Genomic DNA, 19,535 nt, shown 5'->3' on the forward strand with positions numbered 1-19,535 from the left:
AGAAAGTTAGATAAACCTAATTTTATAAGGTATCGTTAAAAGATATAATGGTCGAAATGGTGGACACCAATCAATAAAAACAATTATGAAATGGAACAAAGCGTGTATTTTTTACTTCATGCTGACTCGATATTTATAGAAACTATTTATAAAAGCTAATTGACCATCAATGTGCATTGCCCTGTAGCGATTTTCAAATCATTATCTAAATAAATCGTTGCCTGCCAAAAATGAATATTTTTCCCAACTTTTTCAGGGTGTGCAACCACTCTCAAGTTACCTGTAGAGGCTTTATTCAAATGTTGGACTTGCAGATCGATACCTACAGCAAAGTGGGGGGCTGGTAAATATTCGTTAGCCCCAATGCTACAAGCCGTTTCAATCAACACAGCATTGATTCCTCCATGCAAATAGCCATAAGGTTGATGATGCTTTTCTTCAATTGCTAAAGTCAATTGGACTTCTTTAGGTGAAACAATACACGTTTCAATCCCAAGATGATCTAATAAATTCATCCTGTTACTCCTCATCTCTTATTCTTTATTGCTACTGTCATAATTAAACTCTATTTTTATCATTCAAACTCTATTTGCGAACTATTAAGATATTAAATTAAAAATATTTATACTAATGAATGGAAGGACTGTCAGTTAAAATTTAATCATTTAGTTTGAATGAAACACTCGTTCTAAATCTTTTACCAGAAAAAATGCCAAAGTTCATAAAAACAAATAATGGTCTGCTTTTTTTAGTTTTTTCATTAATTCACGGATTTCTTTTATTTCATTAGGCGTATAGCCACCAATTATCCCTTTAACCAAAGCTTTTTCTTTTTCTACTCCTGCCTTTTTATGATGAAGTCTTTTTTCAAAATCAACTATTTCTTTTGAAAAATCATTTTTTTTAGGCAATCAGAAAAAAAACACCCCCTATATATACGGTTATATAACAATTATATTATTATTATTCTAAAATTGTAACCGTTCGTTTAAAAAGGGGGAGAGGGATTTAGCTGATATTTTTATTTTGTTCTTTTTGCCTTTTACTGGTAATTACTTTATGTAAATTTTCAAAGGCCTCGAATCCATATTCCTCTACGAATTCATCAATTTCTTTGAGAAGTTCTTCATTATCAAGTTTTGTTTCTAACTGTTGTTCTTCTAATTTTTTTCCTGCAAAACAGATGACTGATTTTTGTCTTTCGCTATCTAGTTTTTCAAAAATAGAGAGTAGACGACGAGAATTTTCTTCCTCACCTTCAATAATATAACCTTTTGTCACATGAAATAACTCAGCAATTTTTTGAATAGCACCCATACGAGGTGTTTTTAATCCAGTTTCCCAATTAGAAATAGTTTGCTTGCTAACTCCGACTTTTATTGCCAATTCTTCTTGCGTCATTTGTTGTTTATGCCTTAGTTCACTAATCTTCTGTCCAATAATATTTTTATCCATAATAATCCTCCGAGTTCTTACTCCAATAATATACCAGAAACTGGTCTAAATCAACATTAAGTTATACATAGTTATATAAAATTATTTACTATAACTTTAAGTTATATTAAAATATACAAATAGGAGGTGTTTTATATGTTGCAAATATCTTTGAAAGCAGCAAGAGTAAATTCAGATTTGAATCAGACTGAAGTAGTTGACATTCTGCAAAATAGTTATGGTCTAAATCTTACTAAGGAACAGCTTGCTGAGTACGAGGATGATGCCACTGATGTACCGATTTCTTTAGCAAAGAAATTTTCGGAAATTTATGATATTTCCGATGACTATATATTTTTTGGCAACAAATCAACTTTAAGTTATATTTCACGTGGATCAAACCAAAATAATCTTTAGTGATTCATGTGATAAACATTAAGATAACTTCTTAAAATTGATGAACAGCATATGACCTATTAATTAATGTGACGAATAAAATCATTTAAACCAAACGATGGTCTTTCAATGTTTTAGCGTCCTTGTAATAGGTACTAACATAAGCAAACATATTTAATTTTTAATGAGGAGTGAGTAAGAATGCCATTGGACTGTCGGTCTTAAAAAAAGAAGAAAAAACTCGGACATAAAAATCTTCGGTTTATCCAACCAAATTTTGAAGGAATAGAAGCATTAATGAGGTAATTGAAGGGAAAAACACGTTGGAAAAGAGGAGTAAAAATGGGGTCTGGATTACGTAATCTCAAAAAGCAGATTAAACAGGTCAATCATACTAAATACACACGAAAAGAAATAAAATGAAAACTCTGTGCAATTTAGTTTGTGGTTTGACTAGTAGAAGCCAAATACTTTATATCAGTAAATCTAAAAGATGATTTTTTAAAGGAGTGATTTTTTGTGATGTACCCCAAAAGAATAGATATGAAACAAACAAGATGTAATGTGAGAGAAGTTTTAAAAAATTTTCGTAAACTTGATCGGATGGTAGGACGTGTCACAGTCGACATTCAATTTCCTCATAGAATCAATAGCTTAAAAGCAACTCTTTCTGATCAATCTTCAGAAAGGGCATCTATGCAAATGATAGCGATTGAAGCAGAAAGGAATGCAATCTTAAATGCTTTGATGGTTTTGAGTCTAACGAATCGAATGATCCTTTATTATTCTTATTTTGTTCCTGAAAGTTTTTCGAATTATAAGATTAGTCTTGAAATTGGTTATTCCGAAAGAACGATTCAGAGAAAAAAAGCAGAAGCATTGATTGAATTTGCTGAAGCATATAAGACTGGAAAACTGATTGCGTATAAATAATTTGGCGTTTTTTTGGCAGATGATTGGCGGTTCCCATCTCTTCTTTGATGCTAGTATGAATGTAAGCTTAGGAAATGGCAGAAAATAATGAGTATTTGTTTTTCTATGTAATAACACGGGGATAAGTGTATCTACATTTTCGAGATGAACATAGCACATATAGTGGGATATAGAAAATAGAGGATCAACTTAAGTCACTATAAGAAACGAAAGAAGAATCAAATGATGAAAGATACAAATACTCTCACAGAAACAAAAACGTCAAATATAACGGAGGTAGAGAATGACAGAAGTATCAATTGGTGAATGGATGGCTGTCATAACACTTGGTGGAACGTTGATTGTAGGCGTAGCAAAATTCTATGCAATGTTTACAAAGCTCGATCATACATTGGGGAAATTAGAGAATACTATTGTTCGAGTAGAAAAAAGCCAAATCGAGTATGGCAATCGTCTCTCAATTATTGAAGAACAAATCAAATCTATTTTCAAACAAATTGGAAAGGAGGTGAAGTAGGTTGACCGAAATCTTAACGATTTCAAGTATTATCACACCACTGGTCGTCGGTGTGACAGAACTGGTGAAAGGACAAATAGGACGCAGTAAACTTTTGCCTATCAGCAACGTGGTTACTGGAATTTTGCTTAGTGGGCTGTATTCCTTCTCATTCGTTCCACAGGATCTCATTCTTTATTTATGGGCAGGAGCGATTGCTGGTTTGGCCGCAGGTGGATTATTTGATTTAGGAGATCATGTAATGAAGTTACAGGAGTCTAATAAAAGCAATTGATCGTCCAAGTTTCTTTTACCAGTAAAGGAGGTGAGGAAGATAAGACTGGAGGATCTACGAGGAGATGGACGTATTTTAGGACCGACCAATGCCAAAAGAAAGGCATCAGAAATAACTAAAATTGCGCGTCATCATTCGGCAACAACCACAGGAGATGTATGAGCGTTTCAAAACTATTGGAAGAACACATTGGGGTGGGGAACTGGTGGCTATCATGAGATTATCCTAAGAGATGGCACGGTACAATGGTGTTACTTTGATGAAGATATCACAAATGGTGTGGGGGGACATAACACACCAACCTACCATATTTGTCTTGTTGGAAATGGCTCGTTCACTAAAGAACAGGAAAATGCATTTGACACGCGAGCAAAAGCGGCGATGCAACGTTTTGACCTATCAGTGAAGGATGTTTTGGGGCACAATGAGTTCATTGGACACTCTTCGACTATCTGTCCGGGTATTAACATGAGGATGCTTCGTGATCGCTTAGGTGATGCTGAGGACTTAACACATGATGAAATCATTTTAGCTAGTCCACCCAAGGTAGTCGGAAACTATCGAGGAAAATTAGAAATATTTAATGAGCTATCTTTAGGTATATTTCGGATAGCAGGATGGTTAATACTCCAAAATGGAGCAGCCTTTTTGGATCTAGGCTATGTTTTTTGGATAGATGCCGATAATCCCTCTGTAGAAATTGGTCGTTGTCGGTCAGCAGGCATTATACGAGACGATGTGAATGCTACTTACGGCTTACCAACTGGTCTACGATTTGGTTTGGACGGCACACTTGACATTCAAAAACATGCAGGAAAAAAGGTATTTCCGATGTTAAGACGAACAAATGAACCAAATGGAAATATGATCAGTGGACAAACAGTTGATATTACTTTTCCAGAATATACTTTGACCATTCCTAAACGATAATAAAGTTTGTTTCATTGTTCATATTATAATTAAACAAAAACAATACAACAATAAATAAAATATCAAAATTTAATGAAAAAATGATTTTGTAAAATAATAAAATCAGAGGAAGGAAGATTATTATGACAATCAAAATTGAGGATTTACGAGGAGATTCACGGATTTTAGGGCCGACAAATGCGAAACGAGACGTTTCAGTGGTCAAAAACATTGCACGTCACCATTCAGCAACTGAAACAGGAGATGTTTTTATCTTTCAACAATATTGGAATGGAGAACTAGGCTGGGGAACTGGCGGCTATCATGAGATTATCTTACGTGATGGAACTGTACAATGGTGCTACTTTGATGAGGATGTGACTAATGGTGTTGGTGGACACAATACACCAACCTATCATATCTGTTTAGTAGGAAATGGTTCATTTACGGAAGCTCAAGAAGAAGCTTTCAATCAGCGTGCGAAAGCCGCAATGGAACGATTTGGTTTATCCGTTGAAAACGTCTTAGGTCATAATGAGTTTAGTGGACATGCGTCAAATATTTGTCCAGGAACAAATATGGATGCTGTCAGAGATATCCTTAGTGGTGGTGATGGAAACGTTCCAGAACCAGACTATATCATGCATGATTGGAATAAAGAAATGGTTGTAGCAGCAGATGTTTTAAATGTCCGCCAAGAGCCAAACACACGATCAGCAATCTTACGTCAATTAACTAGAAGTCAAGTCTTCCATTCTGCACGAGTGACAATCAACGGGGAGTTAGTGAATGGTATCAGACACTGGTATGAAGTGGATGGTAACGGCTGGGTTTCAGGATCATTAGTAGCAGAAGCGTCATCTGACAATGAATGGATTGAACGAACAGGTGAGGTGACTGTCGCTATCTCAGGAGGGATCAACTTACGAGGTCCTTCAACTGACAATGTAACAAATCCAACTAGTCTGCCAATTTTACGCCGCGTGGATCTGGGGGAAACGTTCGAGTATGACAAAATACTCGTACAGAAGAACGGTCATGCCTTTGTAAGACAGTCGATCAGTGAAGGTTATACTTGGTTGGCTATTGGTTCAACTGCTAATGGAATCGTTACTTCATACTGGGTTACTGGCATTGAAATCTAATCGATATAATAATTACGCACAGTTTTGAGAAAAGCCGAAAACTAGCATAAAAAAGAAAAAAACGAAAATTTATTTTCAAATTTTCGTTTTTTTCTTGTTTTCTAAAGATTTGCTTTTGAAACTACAGCGATAACCACTATTTCTCTTAGTCAAACATAGTGAGAGTTAAGGGAAGCTTAAACATAGACTAATGGACCTTGAGTCCCGAATCAAAAAAATGAGCTACTTCACTGCCATTCTAGAATCTGTTTTAAGTAGGTTGGGATTTCTAGTCCGTGTAAAGGAAAGTCGAATCGGAATGAATAAGTGAAGGATGTTCGATCAAATAATAAGGAGGCAGTCGCATGTCCTTTATTTTTGCTTTTGACGTATCTAAAGGTGAAAGTTACAAAGTACTTTACCATAATCAACAATGTCTAACAGAAGGGAAAGTCTCTCACCATCAAGAAGAGTTCCGCCAGTTACTAGAAGAAATCACCGTACTTCCAGAAACGCCTAAAATTATTTTTGAAGCAATGGTTGTTTCCTCTCGTCTATTAAAAAAATGCTATCAAAATAACCGGTTAGCCAATTGTCTATTAAAGTCTTTGGAGAGAGGAATATTAGCCCTCTCATATCACCTGAAACCGAATAAACGGCGAGAACAGAATTAACCTCTTCATTATTTATATAAAAGAGCTGTACTGGCTGTGAAAGTATTTCTGTCTAGGAAAAAGCTACTAAAATAGTAAGCGAAATAGAAGAGTTTGAAAATATTCATTTGCTTGTGCTGCAATTGTTTTATTATGAGTATGGCTGGTAAAAGCAAAAAAATTGAGTATTGGGTATATGGTAGATTATGAACATACCCACGGACTAATAAGAGAATACATTTGAAGCAATCAATTCCAATGAATATATAGAAACAATAAATTCACTGGAAAAATCAAAAATCATTTATTTGAAAGTTAGATTATAAAGCTTTTCTTGCGCTTAACTCATTCAATATTCTTTGTACAGTAATTTGTAAAGAAATTATCATTAAATGCTTAAAACTTGTGTATAATAAATTTAATGAATTTTAGGAGGAGATAGAAATGAGAGAATGGAAAACGATAAAAGAATACGACGAGATCTTATTTGAACAGTATGGGAAGATTGCTAAAATAACAATCAATCGTCCAGAGGTCCATAATGCTTTTACACCAAAAACAGTCTTTGAGATGATCGAAGCTTTTACAATCAGTCGTGATCGTCAAGATATCGGTGTTATCATTTTGACAGGAGCTGGTGACAAATCATTCTGTTCAGGTGGCGATCAGAAAGTTCGAGGAAATGGTGGGTATGTTGGTGAAGACCAAATTCCGCGTCTGAATGTACTAGATTTGCAACGATTGATCCGAGTCATTCCTAAGCCAGTGATAGCAATGGTAAAAGGTTGGTCGATCGGTGGTGGAAATGTCTTACAACTTGTGTGTGATATCACAATCGCAGCTGAAAATGCGAAATTCGGACAAACAGGGCCTAACGTTGGGAGCTTCGATGGTGGCTATGGTTCGGGTTACCTGGCTCGTGTCGTAGGGCATAAAAAAGCAAAAGAAGTTTGGTTTATGACGAAGCAATATAGTGCTGAAGAAGCGTTGGCAATGAATTGGATCAATACAGTCGTACCGCTCGAACAAGTAGAAGACGTGACGATTGAGTGGGCAGAAGAGATGCTGAAGAAAAGCCCGCTAGCTCTACGAATGATCAAAGCGGCAATGAACGCAGATACAGATGGTTTAGCAGGTATCCAACAATTGGCAGGGGATGCGACGCTTTTATATTACACCATGGATGAAGCACAAGAAGGACGCGACGCATTTAAAGAAAAAAGAGAACCCGATTTTGACCAATTTCCTAAGTTCCCTTAAATCTCAACCTAATAGCTGGTTGCAAAAACAAGCAATGCTTCATCCAGATGCACCAGCTTGTCAGTGGAACGATCATCATTTATCTTTTCACGAACTGACATTACACGTTCAGAGTTTTGCAGAGTATTATCATCGAATATTACCCAAAGTGAGTGAAAGAATTGCCTTGTACTGTGAAAATGATTTAGATGCCTATTTCTCGATCTTAGCATTATGGGAGTTAGGAAAAGAAATCCAGTTTGTCAATACACGCCTGACGACGAACGAGATCAGTGAACAGATGGCAGATGCAGGGACCTCGATTCTTATTTCTGCCAACAAATTAGCACTCAACGAGCGCATCACTTGGTATTCATTTCCCAATCCTTCGGAATTACACGTCATACAGCCGAAGGATTGGTTTGATGAAGGGTATCGAGAAGAGGCAATCGCGTCAATCATGTATACGTCCGGAACGACAGGTAAACCAAAAGGCGTACCGCAAACATTCGCCAATCACTATGCGAGTAGCCAAGCGACTGCGTTAAGTTTAGAAGTAGACCGTTCAGATTGCTGGATCTGCTGTGTGCCACTCTATCACATTAGTGGCTTGTCTATTTTATTACGCTCACTTGCTTTAGGCATCCAAGTAATTCTATTGCAGGGATTCTCTCCTCAACAAGTCCATCAACTTTTAGCAAATGGAAGGGGCAACTATATTTCTTTGGTCAGCAAAATGTTGAAAGATCTTGAACCGTTGATCCCAGAAGGTGGTTATGGCCCCTCATTCAAAAAAGTATTATTAGGGGGAGGGCCGGGGGAAGGACGAGTCATGCAAGCATGTATGGAAAAACAGGTGCCTGTGATGTTTTCTTACGGCATGACAGAAACCTGTTCACAGATCGTCGCCCTTTCTCCGGAGTCATTCGAAGTAAAAACCGGTTCTTCTGGTAAAGCTTTGTCTGAGGTATCGATCCGTATCCAAAAAGATAAGAAGTCAGATCAAATGGGAGAGATTTTAGTCAAAGGACCATCGATCATCGACCACTACTTGAATCGCGTCAATCCGGATTCTTGGACAGAGGATGGCTGGTTTCACACTGGCGATTGGGGGTACATTGATGAAGAGGATTATCTTTATATTGTCAGTCGCATGAGTGAACGCATCATTTCGGGGGGAGAGAATATTTTCCCAGTTGAAATCGAGCAAGTACTCTTAACTTGCAATAAAATTACGGAGGTCGCTGTCGTAGGGGCTTGGGATGAAATATGGGGGCAAACTCCTGTTGCTTATGTGCGATTAGATGAACCACTTACTAATAGAGAAATCACGGAGCTATTGGCGCCATTAGCACGTTACAAGCATCCAACTAAAATCTACTGTATCTCTGAAATGCCTAAAACGGCGACTGGAAAACCAATCAAACGTCTTTTAATGACAGAAGAAAGAGTGAATTACATTGAATATCAAATTAGATAGCTCAATCGATGATCAGCTTTTGGAAAATCATCTTTATTTTACTTATAGCTACGAGCTTAGTAAACAAACGGTAAAAAAACTCTTGCCTCTTGTCCCATCTAAAGGAGATCGCTTTTATTGGTGTCCTCCTGATGAGGATTGTGAGCTATTAGGCATAGGAGAAAATTTATTTGATGAGCAATATGATGATATGTCAAGTGCTATCAAAGGATTTTCTTTTGAGTTTTCTAAAAGTTTTTTAAACGTATCGAGTCAGAAGGGGGGACCTTTGCTTTTTGGAGGTTTTCCATTTGATCCCAACAACCTAAAAGAAAAGAATTGGAGTAAGCTTGAATCTGGCTTTTTCATTTTACCCAGTATTCTTTTCAAGCGTATAGGTTCAAAGACTCAAGTTATTTTGACAATCAGAAAAGAAGCTGCAACAACTGAAAGTCTTTTAAAAGATTTTTCATATCTAGATAGTCTCGTGAGTGAATTGTTAGAAGGCGAAGAACAAGAACAATCAGCAAATGTTCTTGTGTCGACCGAAGAACTGGAAGTTCCAACTTTTCTTCAAAATGTAGACGATGCGCGGAAGGAAATCATACAAAAAGCTACTTCGCTTAAAAAGGTCGTCTTAGCAAGACAATTGGCAATATACGGATCTTTCCAGTCAATCACTCAAATTCTTCATCGTTTAGCTGAACAACAACCACAGACTTATTTATTTCTTTTAGCATCCGATCAACTTGCTTTCATTGGTGCTACTCCAGAACGATTGATTCAAGGAACGAAAAGTCAATTTATGACTGCTGGGATAGCTGGTTCGGCACCTAGAGGATCTACTATGCAGGAAGACGATGAAATCGGCAAAGAACTTTTAAAAGACTCTAAAAATACACAAGAACACGGAATTGTTGCCCAGCGATTAGAGGATCAATTAGCAGATATTGTCGCAGGTGATGTCGTTGTTTCTTCCCGTCGTTTATTGAAAAACCGTGATATTCAACATTTAGCAATGACTTTCTCTGGAGAACGTAAGCAGGGAGTTTCATTGATCGATGCGCTTGAACTGATCCATCCTTCACCGGCTTTAGGTGGTGAACCTCAAGGACTGGCATTGCAATGGATCAAAGATCATGAACCTTTCGGCAGAGGGTTATACGGGGCACCGATCGGATGGGTGGACCCGATCGAGGATGTCGGTGAGTTTGCTGTAGGTATCCGATCAGGCATCTTGTCTGAAACCGAAGGAATATTATATGCAGGTTGTGGTATTGTTGCGGATTCTGATCCTGAGGCAGAACGCCAAGAAACATTGCTAAAATTCCAACCAATGCTTAGAGGAGTGAAAGGATGACGAGACAACAAGAGATGACTGCCTATTTATTGGCATTCATCAAAGGGATGAAAGAAGGCGGGCTTAAAAATGTCGTGATCAGTCCTGGTTCACGATCGACCCCACTTGCCTTGTTACTTCATAGAGATCCAGAGATTAATACAACAGTCAACGTTGATGAGCGATCGGCGGCATTCTTTGCATTAGGTATGGCGAAAGCATTGAAGCAACCAGTAGGAGTTCTTTGTACTTCTGGTACTGCCACAGCGAACTTCTTTCCAGCGGTTTGTGAAGCAAAAGCAACAAATATACCTTTACTATTGCTAACAGCAGATCGTCCACCAGAAGCACGTGGCGTTGGTTCGCCACAAACGATGGACCAGCAAAAGTTATTTGGTTCGCATATCAAGAAGTTTATCGAATTAGCACTTCCTGAAGCCAGTTCGGAAATGATACGCTATAGCTACTGGCATGGTGCCAATAGTGCCCATGAAGCAACGCGTGTGCCGGCTGGCCCTATTCAGATCAATTTGCCTTTTAGAGAACCATTATTGCCTGATTTAACTTTTTCTCTTGATGGATCTTTTCATTCAAAAAAACTGGTTACTCAAATTGTGTCGAAGCAAATGCCAGAGCTTGTTCCTTGGCTATCAAAAAAAGGGATGATGATCGTCGGTAAAGAATTGACACCTGATGAAGCAAAAGCGTTGCTTACTTTAGCAACATCTTTACAATGGCCAATCATTGGCGATCCCTTAGCAAATCTAGGTGCTTGTCAACAAAAGAGCGATGTCTATCTTCCGCATGCAGATTTGATTTTTTCTGGACAGGTTCCTGAAAGTCCTGAAGTCATTTGGCAATTTGGTAATCTTCCTGTAGCTAAAAATGTGATGCTTTATTTAAAAAAACATCATGAAGCTATTTCTGACTATGTCTTGATTGATGAGGAAGAATGGCGTGATCCGTTACATTTAGGAACAAGTTTTATCCAAATCGGTGTACTTGATTTCTGTAAACTAGTTCCGGAAACTTTGGATGCAATACCTAGTTCGCCAACCTCTGACGAATGGTTGGCGCAATGGAAAAAAGCTTATCAAAAAGCGAGAGAAGTCATCACTAAAGAATTGTCTATCGATGAATGGAGCGAAAGTAATGCAAGTTGCCAGTTATTGCAAGCGATAAAATCAGAGGAAGCTTTATTTTTAGCAAATAGTAACGCGATCCGCTTTGTTGATCGTTTTGCTTCGCCTACTGGAGAATCATTTCCAATCTATGGGAATCGAGGGGTCAACGGAATCGACGGGTTGATTTCTACAGCAGCAGGAATAGCTTTGGTAAGGAACAAGCGGATGTTTGTCTTGATCGGCGATCTTGCGCTGTTTCATGACATGAACGCGTTGGAGCTAATTCGACGTTATCACTTACCTGTTACTCTAGTCGTATTAAACAACAATGGTGGGGGAATCTTTTCTTTTCTTCCTCAAAATCAACTTTCAGAGACTGATTTTGAACCATTATTTGGTACACCACTTGATTTAGAATTAGAGAAGGTAGCAGATTTATATAATGGTCATTATATACAACCAACTTCAAGTAAAGAGTTTGAGCAAGCGATTGAAAAAAGCCGGAATCAAGGGGATTGGACAATGATTGAAATCAGAGGGCAACAACAAGAACCTGTCCAATTATGGGAGCAGATGAAGCGTCGTTATCAGGAGGAAATAGACTGATGCCAGTTAAGACTGTACGTGGGGTGGCTTACTATTACCGTTGGTTACACCAAACTGATCCAAAACAGCCAACGGTTATTTGTTTGCATGGCTTCACCGGTAGTACACAAACGTTTATGTTTGAGAATCCTCAGTTTAATTACTTAGCCATTGATTTGATCGGTCATGGAAAAACAGCGGTTTACCTTCATCCTTACCGTTACCAACTTACGTCATTGGTAACTGATTTGGCGAGTTTAGTCTCATTATTAAAAATTCCTTCTTTTTATGTATTAGGCTACTCGATGGGGGCTCGAGTAGCACTTGCTTGGGCGCTCAAACGGCCACAAGGGATCAAAGGCCTCATTTTAGAAGGCGGAACTGCAGGAATTGCAGATGAACTGCAACGAAACCATCGAAAAAAAGCTGATCGAAAACTTGCTTTACGTTTATTGAGAAAGCCTTTGAGTGATTTTGTTGATGATTGGGAGAAGTTGCCATTATTCGCTTCACAACAGGCGCTATCTTTGGAACAAAAAAGCAGAGTAAGAAACGAACGACTTGCTCAAAATAAACTAGGTTTAGCATTATGTCTTTACTATATGGGAACTGGCGCGCAAAAAAATTATTGGCCAGATTTAGCGAGTATCGAATGCCCACTATTGTATCTTGTTGGTCAAAAGGATGAGAAGTTCCAAAAGATCGGTAAACAAATGACAAACGTTAAAGAGATTTTTTGTTGCCACGTCCTTGCGGATTGTGGGCACTGTTGTCACATCGAGCAACCTGAGCTATTTGAGACAACTGTCACTACTTGGATCAGTGAAATGGAAAGGGAGTGGACGCCATCAAAATAGTCAACATCCAACAGTACTGTTTGCGACTACCCTTAGTAACACCTTTCAGAACGAGTTATGGTCGATTAGAAACAAAAGCTTTTGATTTGTTGATCGTGGAAGATGAGTTAGGGAATCAGGGGATCGGCGAGTTGGTCGCTTTTGAACGTGCAGATTACATTGAAGAAACGATTGATATGAGTCGATCGGTATTACAAAAAGAGCTGATTCCTTGCTTATTCGAACTTGACTTCTCACACCCAGAAGAAATTTGGTCAGCTTTCAAACATACGCAAGGGAATTTTATGGCAAAATCAGCTGTCGAAACAGCAGTTTGGGATCTTTATGCTCGTCGAATAGGGCGTCCATTACAAAAGTTGTTTTCCGCCGAACGATCAGCGATTCCCGTAGGTGTCAGTATTGGTGTCCATGACAACCCGATAGATTTACTTGCGACTGCAAAAACTTATGTTGATCAAGGGTACCAACGAATCAAGTTGAAAATCACTCCTGGCAATGACTTAGTGCCACTGCAAGTGTTGCGTGAGCAATATCCAGAGATCCAATTGATGGCTGATGCGAATTCTGCTTATACGATCAGCGATTTGTCGTTATTGAAGAAAATGGATGCCTTGAAGCTTGCGCTGATCGAACAACCTTTTCACCCTCGTGACTATGTTGACCATGCCATACTTCAAAAGGAAATCAAAACAGCAGTTTGTCTCGATGAGAATATTCGAACACTGGAAGATGTGAAAACAGCTCATGCACTGGGAAGTTGTCGAGCAATCAATTTAAAGATTCCCAGAGTCGGAGGGATCACTGAGGCTTTAAGGATCGTCAATTTTTGTCAGGAAAATGACTTGCTCGTTTGGTTAGGTGGGATGTTTGAATCCGGAGTCGGTCGAGCGATGAATCTGCATTTTGCAAGTCAAGATTGCTTTACTTTTCCAGGAGACTTGTCTGCTTTTGATCGCTATTTCTATGATGATATCGTCGAACCCAAAGCACGAATCACAAATGGACATTTAAGGATTCCTGGTCAATCAGGGATTGGTGTCACATGGCAAGAAGAGCAGTTGTTAAAGTATGCATATGATCAGAAAACCTATGTAAATAAATAGCGTCAAGAAGATGAATCACGCATGTTTTGTAAACAGTGTGCCATTCATCTTTTTTTTGCTAAAAAATCTTGTTACCGATAACAACAATGTAAGCGTTGTCTTTCGGTTGGTTATCTTTTATAGTTGTTTTTGTTAACTGAAAAACAAGGGAGGACTGAAATGAATACTGCAGCAATTTATCATCGACCCGAAAGTGAATTTGCTTATTTATACAGTGACACAACGATGCGGATTCGCTTACGAACAAGTAAAGATGATGTCAAACAAGTTTCTGTGATCAGCGGAGATCCATATACGATTTTCTCAGAAAATTGGTATTTAAAAGAACAACCAATGAAAAAAGGGTTAAGTACACTTCTTCATGATTACTGGGAAATCGAGTTGACGAGTGATACCAGACGATTGCAATACGGTTTTCACATCGTGGGAATTGATGGGATGGATTGTTTTTACGGAGACCAAGGAATATTCCCTTATCAGGAAGAAACATTGGCGAATGCAAACTATTATTTCCGTATGCCATATTTTCAACAAATCGATCGCTTCAAAGTACCTGAATGGGCAAAACAGACGATTTGGTATCAAATATTTCCTGAACGCTTTGCGAATGGTGATCCAACGAATGATCCTAAAGGTACGTTGCCTTGGGGAAGTAAAGAACCTGATCGAGAAGATTTCTTTGGAGGAGATCTTCAAGGGGTGATCGATCATCTTGATTACCTAGCCGACTTAGGGATCACAGGAATTTATTTCTGTCCTATTTTTGAAGCAACCTCGAATCATAAATATGACACGATCGATTACTATGCGGTCGATCCACAATTTGGTGATAAAGAGTTATTGAAAGAGTTGATCACAAAAGCGCATGATAAAGGAATCCGAATCATGCTGGATGCCGTGTTCAATCATATGGGGAGTCATGCACCACAATGGCAAGATGTCATCGAAAATGGCGAGAAATCCCGCTACAAAAACTGGTTCCACATCCATTCATTTCCAGTGGATGCCTATCAAATGACAGATGTTCCTGAAACAGCCGAAAATCTGGCATATGACACCTTTGCTTTTACGCCATTTATGCCTAAGCTCAATACAGCAAATCAAGAAGTACAAGATTATTTATTAGACATTGCCACGTATTGGGTCAAGGAATTTGATATCGATGGATGGCGATTAGATGTGGCGAATGAAGTGGATCATCATTTTTGGAAGAAATTCAGAGAAGCCGTCACTACGATCAAACCTGATATTTATATTTTAGGCGAAATTTGGCATTCTTCTCAAGCTTGGTTACAGGGCGATGAATTCCATGCGGTGATGAACTACGCCTTTATGGATTCGATCAAAGACTATTTCGTCCATAAAAAAATCACACCTACTCAAATGGTCAGTGGCATGAATCATCAGCAAATGCTTTATCGTGATCAAGTCAATGAAGGGACATTCAATTTATTGGATTCTCATGATACAGCAAGAATCTTGACTTTGTGTAAAGAGGACAAGGAACTGATGAAATCAGTGTTAGCTTTCATGTTCTTACAAAAAGGGGCGCCTTGTATCTACTACGGAACAGAAATCGGCATGACAGGTCATGATGATCCTGATTGTCGAAAATGTATGGTCTGGGAAAAGGACCAGCAAGATCTTGAATTGAAGGGGTTCGTCAAAGAATTGATCTGTGTGCGTAAACAAGTGCAACAAGTGTTGATTGAAGGGGATCTGACTTGGCGATTGATCGACGACAAAAACGAACAAATTCACTTGACTCGTCATCTCGATCAGCAAACCATTCATGCTTATTTCAATCAAGGAACAGAATCGTATTTGGTCGATTTAGAAAATGATGTGTTGTTCAGCCAAAATTGTGACATCTTAAAAGACGGCAAAGCTGAAGTCCAAACGAATGGATTTTTGATCCTTTGTTAAGTTGTTATCGGTAACATAGAGAAAGCGTTTGCAAATCGAGCTTTTGTAAACATATAATCAAATTGTAAGAGGAATAGAATAGAATCGGAGGAAAAAAAATGAGTAAACAGTTGCTAAAAAAATTCGGGTTAGGCGCATTATCTTTAGGGTTTATCGGGGGACTTGCTGCCTGTGGTAATGGTGGTTCATCAACTGCAGCAAATGAAGAAGATGGAAAAACATTAACGATTTCTGTCGATTCTGGCTACAAAGATTATGTCAATGAGATCAAAACAAAATTTGAAGAAGACAATGACGTTAAAATCAAGTTAGTCGAAAAAGACATGTTCGAACAATTGGAATCGCTTGCGTTGGACGGTCCCGCAGGAAAAGCACCAGATGTCATGATGGCAGCCTATGACCGGATCGGAGCATTAGGACAACAAGGGCATTTGGCAGAAGTGAAATTGGGGAACGAAGCAGATTACAATGATACGGATAAAGCTCAAGTAACGTATGAGGATAAAATCTATGGGGCACCGGCAGTTATCGAGACACTAGTTTTATACTATAACAAAGATCTAGTTGACACTGCACCGACAACTTTCAAAGATTTGGAAGCGTTAGCAAAAGATGAACGTTTCAATTTTGAATCTGAAGAAGGAACGAATACAGGATTTTTAGCAAAATGGACTGATTTTTATTATTCATATGGCTTGATTTCTGGTTACGGTGGCTATGTATTTGGTGAAGATGGAACAGACCCATCTGAAATTGGGTTAAACAATGCAGGAGCAGTAGAAGGAATCACTTATGCTACAGATTGGTTCCAAAATGTTTGGCCTAAAGGAATGCAAGATATCAAGAGTGCTGGCGACTTTGTCAACCAACAGTTCATGTCAAACAAGGCAGCAGCGATTATCGATGGCCCATGGCAAGCACAAACTTATCAAGAAAACGACATCAATTATGGCGTATCAAAAATCCCAACATTGAATAATGGTGAATCTTATCAACCATTTGGTGGAGGAAAAGGTTGGGTCGTAAGTAACTACTCTAAGAATAAAGAAGTGGCTCAAAAATGGTTAGATTATGTAACCAATACAGAAAATCAAGAAAAATTCTTTGAAATGGTCAACGAAGTACCAGCCAATCAAGCGGCTCGTGAAACAGCAAAAGGCACAAATGATGAATTGACGACTGCAGTTATTGAACAATATGAAACAGCACAAGCAATGCCAAATATTCCAGAGATGGCAGAAGTTTGGACAGGCGCAGAAAACTTGATGTTCGATGCTGGTTCAGGCAGAAAAACACCAAAAGAATCGGCTGACGACGCAGTGAAGACGATCAGCGAAGCAATTGAGCAAAAATATTAATTAGATCATAAAAAAGGTTGGAGCTGTGAAGGAAATTGCTTCTCAGCTCCATGTTTTACCTTTGATGAACATGAGATGATTTTATAGAAAAGGCGCTTCAACATACAGCACCTGTTTTTAGTATCAAGAGGGGGGAACAACACCATGCAACACGAAGATACAGCGGTCAATGTCAAAGGCACGATGTTACGTTCGATCATTCCAGGACTGGGCCAATTTGCAAATGGTCAAGTATTTAAAGGGGTCGTATTTTTAGCACTATTTATCGGATTTATCATCCAAATGGTTTTAGGTGGTTTTCAATCCTTAATAGGTTTAGTTACTTTAGGGAGTGTACCAATGGAAGATCACTCATTATTTATGTTGATCCAAGGAACTTTGCAATTGATTGTGACAGCCTTGTTTTTATTTTTTTATTTCATCAATCTAGTAGATGCAAAACGTGTCGCAGTCATGAGAAAAGAAGGGAAAAAGATCAATCGAACAATGAAGGAAGTCATACATAATGTGGGTGATGAAGGCTTTCCTTATCTCTTGACGCTTCCAGCGTATCTATTGATGATTTTCACGATCATCTTTCCGGTGCTAGTGACGTTATTTACAGCATTTACAAACTATGATTTCCAACACATCCCACCAGCAAGTTTGATCGACTGGGTGGGAGCAGAAAACTTTTTCAGTATTTTCTTTTTAAGTTCATATCGAAATACATTTGTTGCCGTGTTCTCTTGGACCGTCATCTGGACGCTTTGTGCAACTACTTTACAAATCACGTTAGGCGTATTTACAGCAGTGATCGCGCACCAAAAATTCATCAAATTCAAACGTGTTTTTGGAATTATTTTCCTTTTACCATGGGCAGTCCCAGCATTTATCACGATCATGAGTTTTTCAAATATCTTTAACGATAGTGTGGGAGCAATCAACACGCAAGTTATTCCATTCTTGAATAATATCCCCTTTGTAGATATTGCCTCCGTTCCTTGGAAAACTGATCCGAACTGGACAAAAGTCGCTATCATCTTGATACAAGGTTGGTTAGGTTTTCCTTATATCTATGTGATGGTCACAGGTATCTTACAATCGATTTCTGAAGATCTTTACGAAGCAGCGAAAATCGATGGTGCGAATGCTTGGCAGCGTTTTTCAAGTATCACATTACCAGCAATCTTTCTTGTAGCAGCACCAACGTTCATCACACAGTATACAGGGAACTTCAATAACTTCTCCATGATCTACCTCTTCAATAATGGGGGACCGGGAAGTGTCGGTGGTGGTGCAGGATCAACGGATATCTTGATTTCGTGGATCTATAAATTGACCACTGGGACCTCGCCACAGTATTCGATGGCTTCTGCGATCACGCTGATCATTTCGATGATCGTCATTGCCGTTTCTCTGTTGGTATTCAAGAAAACTAATGCGTTCAAAATGGAGGACTAGTCATGAAAAAATTTAGTACAAGTGCTAAGTTCCAACGGAGACTTTCGCATTTCTTTACTTATGTGTTTTTGATCCTATTGTCGATCATTATCATCTATCCGTTATTGATCACAGCTAGTACTGCTTTCAAACCCGGGAATATCGCTGCTTTTAGTTTGGATTTCTCCGGTGATTGGACCTTAAATAATTTTTCTCGCTTATTCAATGAAACCTTGTATGGTACGTGGTATAAAAATACGTTGATCATTTCTGTTTTAACGATGGTCATTCAAGTAACTGTTGTGACACTTGCCGGTTATACCTATAGTCGTTATCGTTTCATCGGAAGAAAATCAAGTTTGATGTTCTTTCTAGTGATCCAAATGGTACCAACAATGGCAGCATTGACCGCTTTTTATGTTATGGCCTTTCTATTAGGTGCATTGGATCGTTATTGGTTCCTGACAATGATTTATATCGGTGGCGGAATCCCAATGAACACTTGGTTGATGAAAGGATACTTCGATACAGTCCCAATCGATTTAGATGAATCTGCTAAATTGGATGGTGCAGGACACTTTAGAATTTTCTTACAAATCGTCTTGCCATTAGTCAAACCAATGATCGCAGTCCAAGCGCTTTGGGCATTTATGGGGCCATTTGGTGACTTCATGTTGGCACGTTTCCTACTTCGTACACCTGAAAATCAAACAGTCGCAGTCGGATTACAAACCTTTATTTCTGATGTAACCAACCAACGCGTTTCTCTGTTTGCGGCGGGAGCGATCTTGATTGCTGTACCAATATGTTTATTGTTCTTCTTTTTACAAAAAAACTTTGTGACCGGACTGACATCAGGCGGGACCAAAGGTTAGGAGTCGTT

19 protein-coding genes and 1 pseudogene are annotated in these 19,535 nt (G+C 38.6%); 17 read left to right on the forward strand and 3 right to left on the reverse strand.

Features of this window, described 5'->3' with window-relative positions:
- Positions 1 to 155: 155 nt before the first annotated feature.
- From P3R27_RS04645 to P3R27_RS04655, 3 genes are all read right to left on the reverse strand, one after another.
- Complete coding sequence (locus tag P3R27_RS04645; protein WP_034688691.1) at positions 156 to 515, reverse strand: PaaI family thioesterase; 360 nt, start codon at positions 513 to 515, stop codon at positions 156 to 158.
- Between the two features lie 204 nt (positions 516 to 719).
- A complete protein-coding gene (locus P3R27_RS04650; RefSeq protein WP_034688689.1) occupies positions 720 to 911 on the reverse strand; it encodes a hypothetical protein in 192 nt (63 codons plus the stop codon).
- A gap of 97 nt (positions 912 to 1,008) precedes the next feature.
- Positions 1,009 to 1,455 carry a helix-turn-helix domain-containing protein gene (locus tag P3R27_RS04655; protein WP_051536183.1) on the reverse strand — a complete coding sequence of 149 codons (447 nt, stop codon included), beginning with the start codon at positions 1,453 to 1,455 and terminating at the stop codon, positions 1,009 to 1,011.
- Between the two features lie 135 nt (positions 1,456 to 1,590).
- On the opposite strand from P3R27_RS04655, the gene P3R27_RS04660 reads away from it, so the two are divergent.
- The 17 genes and pseudogenes from P3R27_RS04660 to P3R27_RS04740 all read left to right on the forward strand — a co-directional run bounded on the left by P3R27_RS04660 (position 1,591) and on the right by P3R27_RS04740 (position 19,527).
- Positions 1,591 to 1,851: a helix-turn-helix domain-containing protein gene (locus P3R27_RS04660; protein WP_301357489.1), complete on the forward strand. Its 261-nt coding sequence runs from the start codon at positions 1,591 to 1,593 to the stop codon at positions 1,849 to 1,851.
- 501 nt (positions 1,852 to 2,352) lie between these two features.
- Positions 2,353 to 2,763: an ArpU family phage packaging/lysis transcriptional regulator gene (locus tag P3R27_RS04665; protein ID WP_034688687.1), complete on the forward strand. Its 411-nt coding sequence runs from the start codon at positions 2,353 to 2,355 to the stop codon at positions 2,761 to 2,763.
- A 283-nt stretch (positions 2,764 to 3,046) separates the two neighbouring features.
- Entirely contained in the window at positions 3,047 to 3,280 is a 234-nt protein-coding gene (locus tag P3R27_RS04670) for a hypothetical protein (RefSeq protein ID WP_023519700.1), read from the forward strand.
- 1 nt (position 3,281) lies between these two features.
- Positions 3,282 to 3,554 (forward strand): holin, encoded by a 273-nt coding sequence (locus P3R27_RS04675; protein WP_010735413.1) that lies wholly within the window; start codon positions 3,282 to 3,284, stop codon positions 3,552 to 3,554.
- 39 nt (positions 3,555 to 3,593) lie between these two features.
- A pseudogene (locus tag P3R27_RS04680) lies at positions 3,594 to 4,484 on the forward strand (peptidoglycan recognition protein family protein).
- A gap of 122 nt (positions 4,485 to 4,606) precedes the next feature.
- Positions 4,607 to 5,608, forward strand: coding sequence for an N-acetylmuramoyl-L-alanine amidase (locus P3R27_RS04685; protein WP_034688686.1), 1,002 nt, complete (start codon positions 4,607 to 4,609; stop codon positions 5,606 to 5,608).
- A gap of 344 nt (positions 5,609 to 5,952) precedes the next feature.
- Positions 5,953 to 6,261, forward strand: a complete 309-nt coding sequence (locus P3R27_RS04690; RefSeq protein ID WP_051536171.1) for a hypothetical protein — start codon at positions 5,953 to 5,955, stop codon at positions 6,259 to 6,261.
- A gap of 423 nt (positions 6,262 to 6,684) precedes the next feature.
- Positions 6,685 to 7,500 carry a 1,4-dihydroxy-2-naphthoyl-CoA synthase gene (menB, locus tag P3R27_RS04695; RefSeq protein WP_034688361.1) on the forward strand — a complete coding sequence of 272 codons (816 nt, stop codon included), beginning with the start codon at positions 6,685 to 6,687 and terminating at the stop codon, positions 7,498 to 7,500.
- Positions 7,475 to 8,959 (forward strand): o-succinylbenzoate--CoA ligase, encoded by a 1,485-nt coding sequence (menE, locus tag P3R27_RS04700; RefSeq protein ID WP_301356739.1) that lies wholly within the window; start codon positions 7,475 to 7,477, stop codon positions 8,957 to 8,959. Before menB ends, menE begins: the two co-directional genes overlap by 26 nt.
- Positions 8,940 to 10,298, forward strand: coding sequence for an isochorismate synthase (locus P3R27_RS04705; protein WP_235186310.1), 1,359 nt, complete (start codon positions 8,940 to 8,942; stop codon positions 10,296 to 10,298). The genes menE and P3R27_RS04705 overlap by 20 nt, the downstream gene beginning before the upstream one ends.
- Positions 10,295 to 12,007: a 2-succinyl-5-enolpyruvyl-6-hydroxy-3-cyclohexene-1-carboxylic-acid synthase gene (gene menD, locus P3R27_RS04710; protein WP_034688357.1), complete on the forward strand. Its 1,713-nt coding sequence runs from the start codon at positions 10,295 to 10,297 to the stop codon at positions 12,005 to 12,007. Before P3R27_RS04705 ends, menD begins: the two co-directional genes overlap by 4 nt.
- Positions 12,007 to 12,843, forward strand: coding sequence for a 2-succinyl-6-hydroxy-2,4-cyclohexadiene-1-carboxylate synthase (gene menH / locus P3R27_RS04715; RefSeq protein WP_034688356.1), 837 nt, complete (start codon positions 12,007 to 12,009; stop codon positions 12,841 to 12,843). Before menD ends, menH begins: the two co-directional genes overlap by 1 nt.
- Entirely contained in the window at positions 12,834 to 13,946 is a 1,113-nt protein-coding gene (gene menC, locus P3R27_RS04720; RefSeq protein ID WP_034688368.1) for an o-succinylbenzoate synthase, read from the forward strand. Before menH ends, menC begins: the two co-directional genes overlap by 10 nt.
- Positions 13,947 to 14,105: 159 nt before the next feature.
- On the forward strand, positions 14,106 to 15,872 hold the full coding sequence (locus tag P3R27_RS04725) for a glycoside hydrolase family 13 protein (protein WP_034688353.1): 1,767 nt from the start codon (positions 14,106 to 14,108) through the stop codon (positions 15,870 to 15,872).
- Positions 15,873 to 15,970: 98 nt separating this feature from the next.
- On the forward strand, positions 15,971 to 17,230 hold the full coding sequence (locus tag P3R27_RS04730; RefSeq protein ID WP_034688351.1) for an extracellular solute-binding protein: 1,260 nt from the start codon (positions 15,971 to 15,973) through the stop codon (positions 17,228 to 17,230).
- Between the two features lie 144 nt (positions 17,231 to 17,374).
- Positions 17,375 to 18,673, forward strand: coding sequence for a carbohydrate ABC transporter permease (locus P3R27_RS04735; RefSeq protein WP_034688349.1), 1,299 nt, complete (start codon positions 17,375 to 17,377; stop codon positions 18,671 to 18,673).
- Between the two features lie 2 nt (positions 18,674 to 18,675).
- Positions 18,676 to 19,527 (forward strand): sugar ABC transporter permease, encoded by an 852-nt coding sequence (locus P3R27_RS04740; protein ID WP_010735425.1) that lies wholly within the window; start codon positions 18,676 to 18,678, stop codon positions 19,525 to 19,527.
- Positions 19,528 to 19,535 lie beyond the last annotated feature (8 nt).

Source organism: Enterococcus spodopteracolus, from assembly GCF_030441955.1.
Taxonomy (GTDB): domain Bacteria; phylum Bacillota; class Bacilli; order Lactobacillales; family Enterococcaceae; genus Enterococcus_B; species Enterococcus_B spodopteracolus.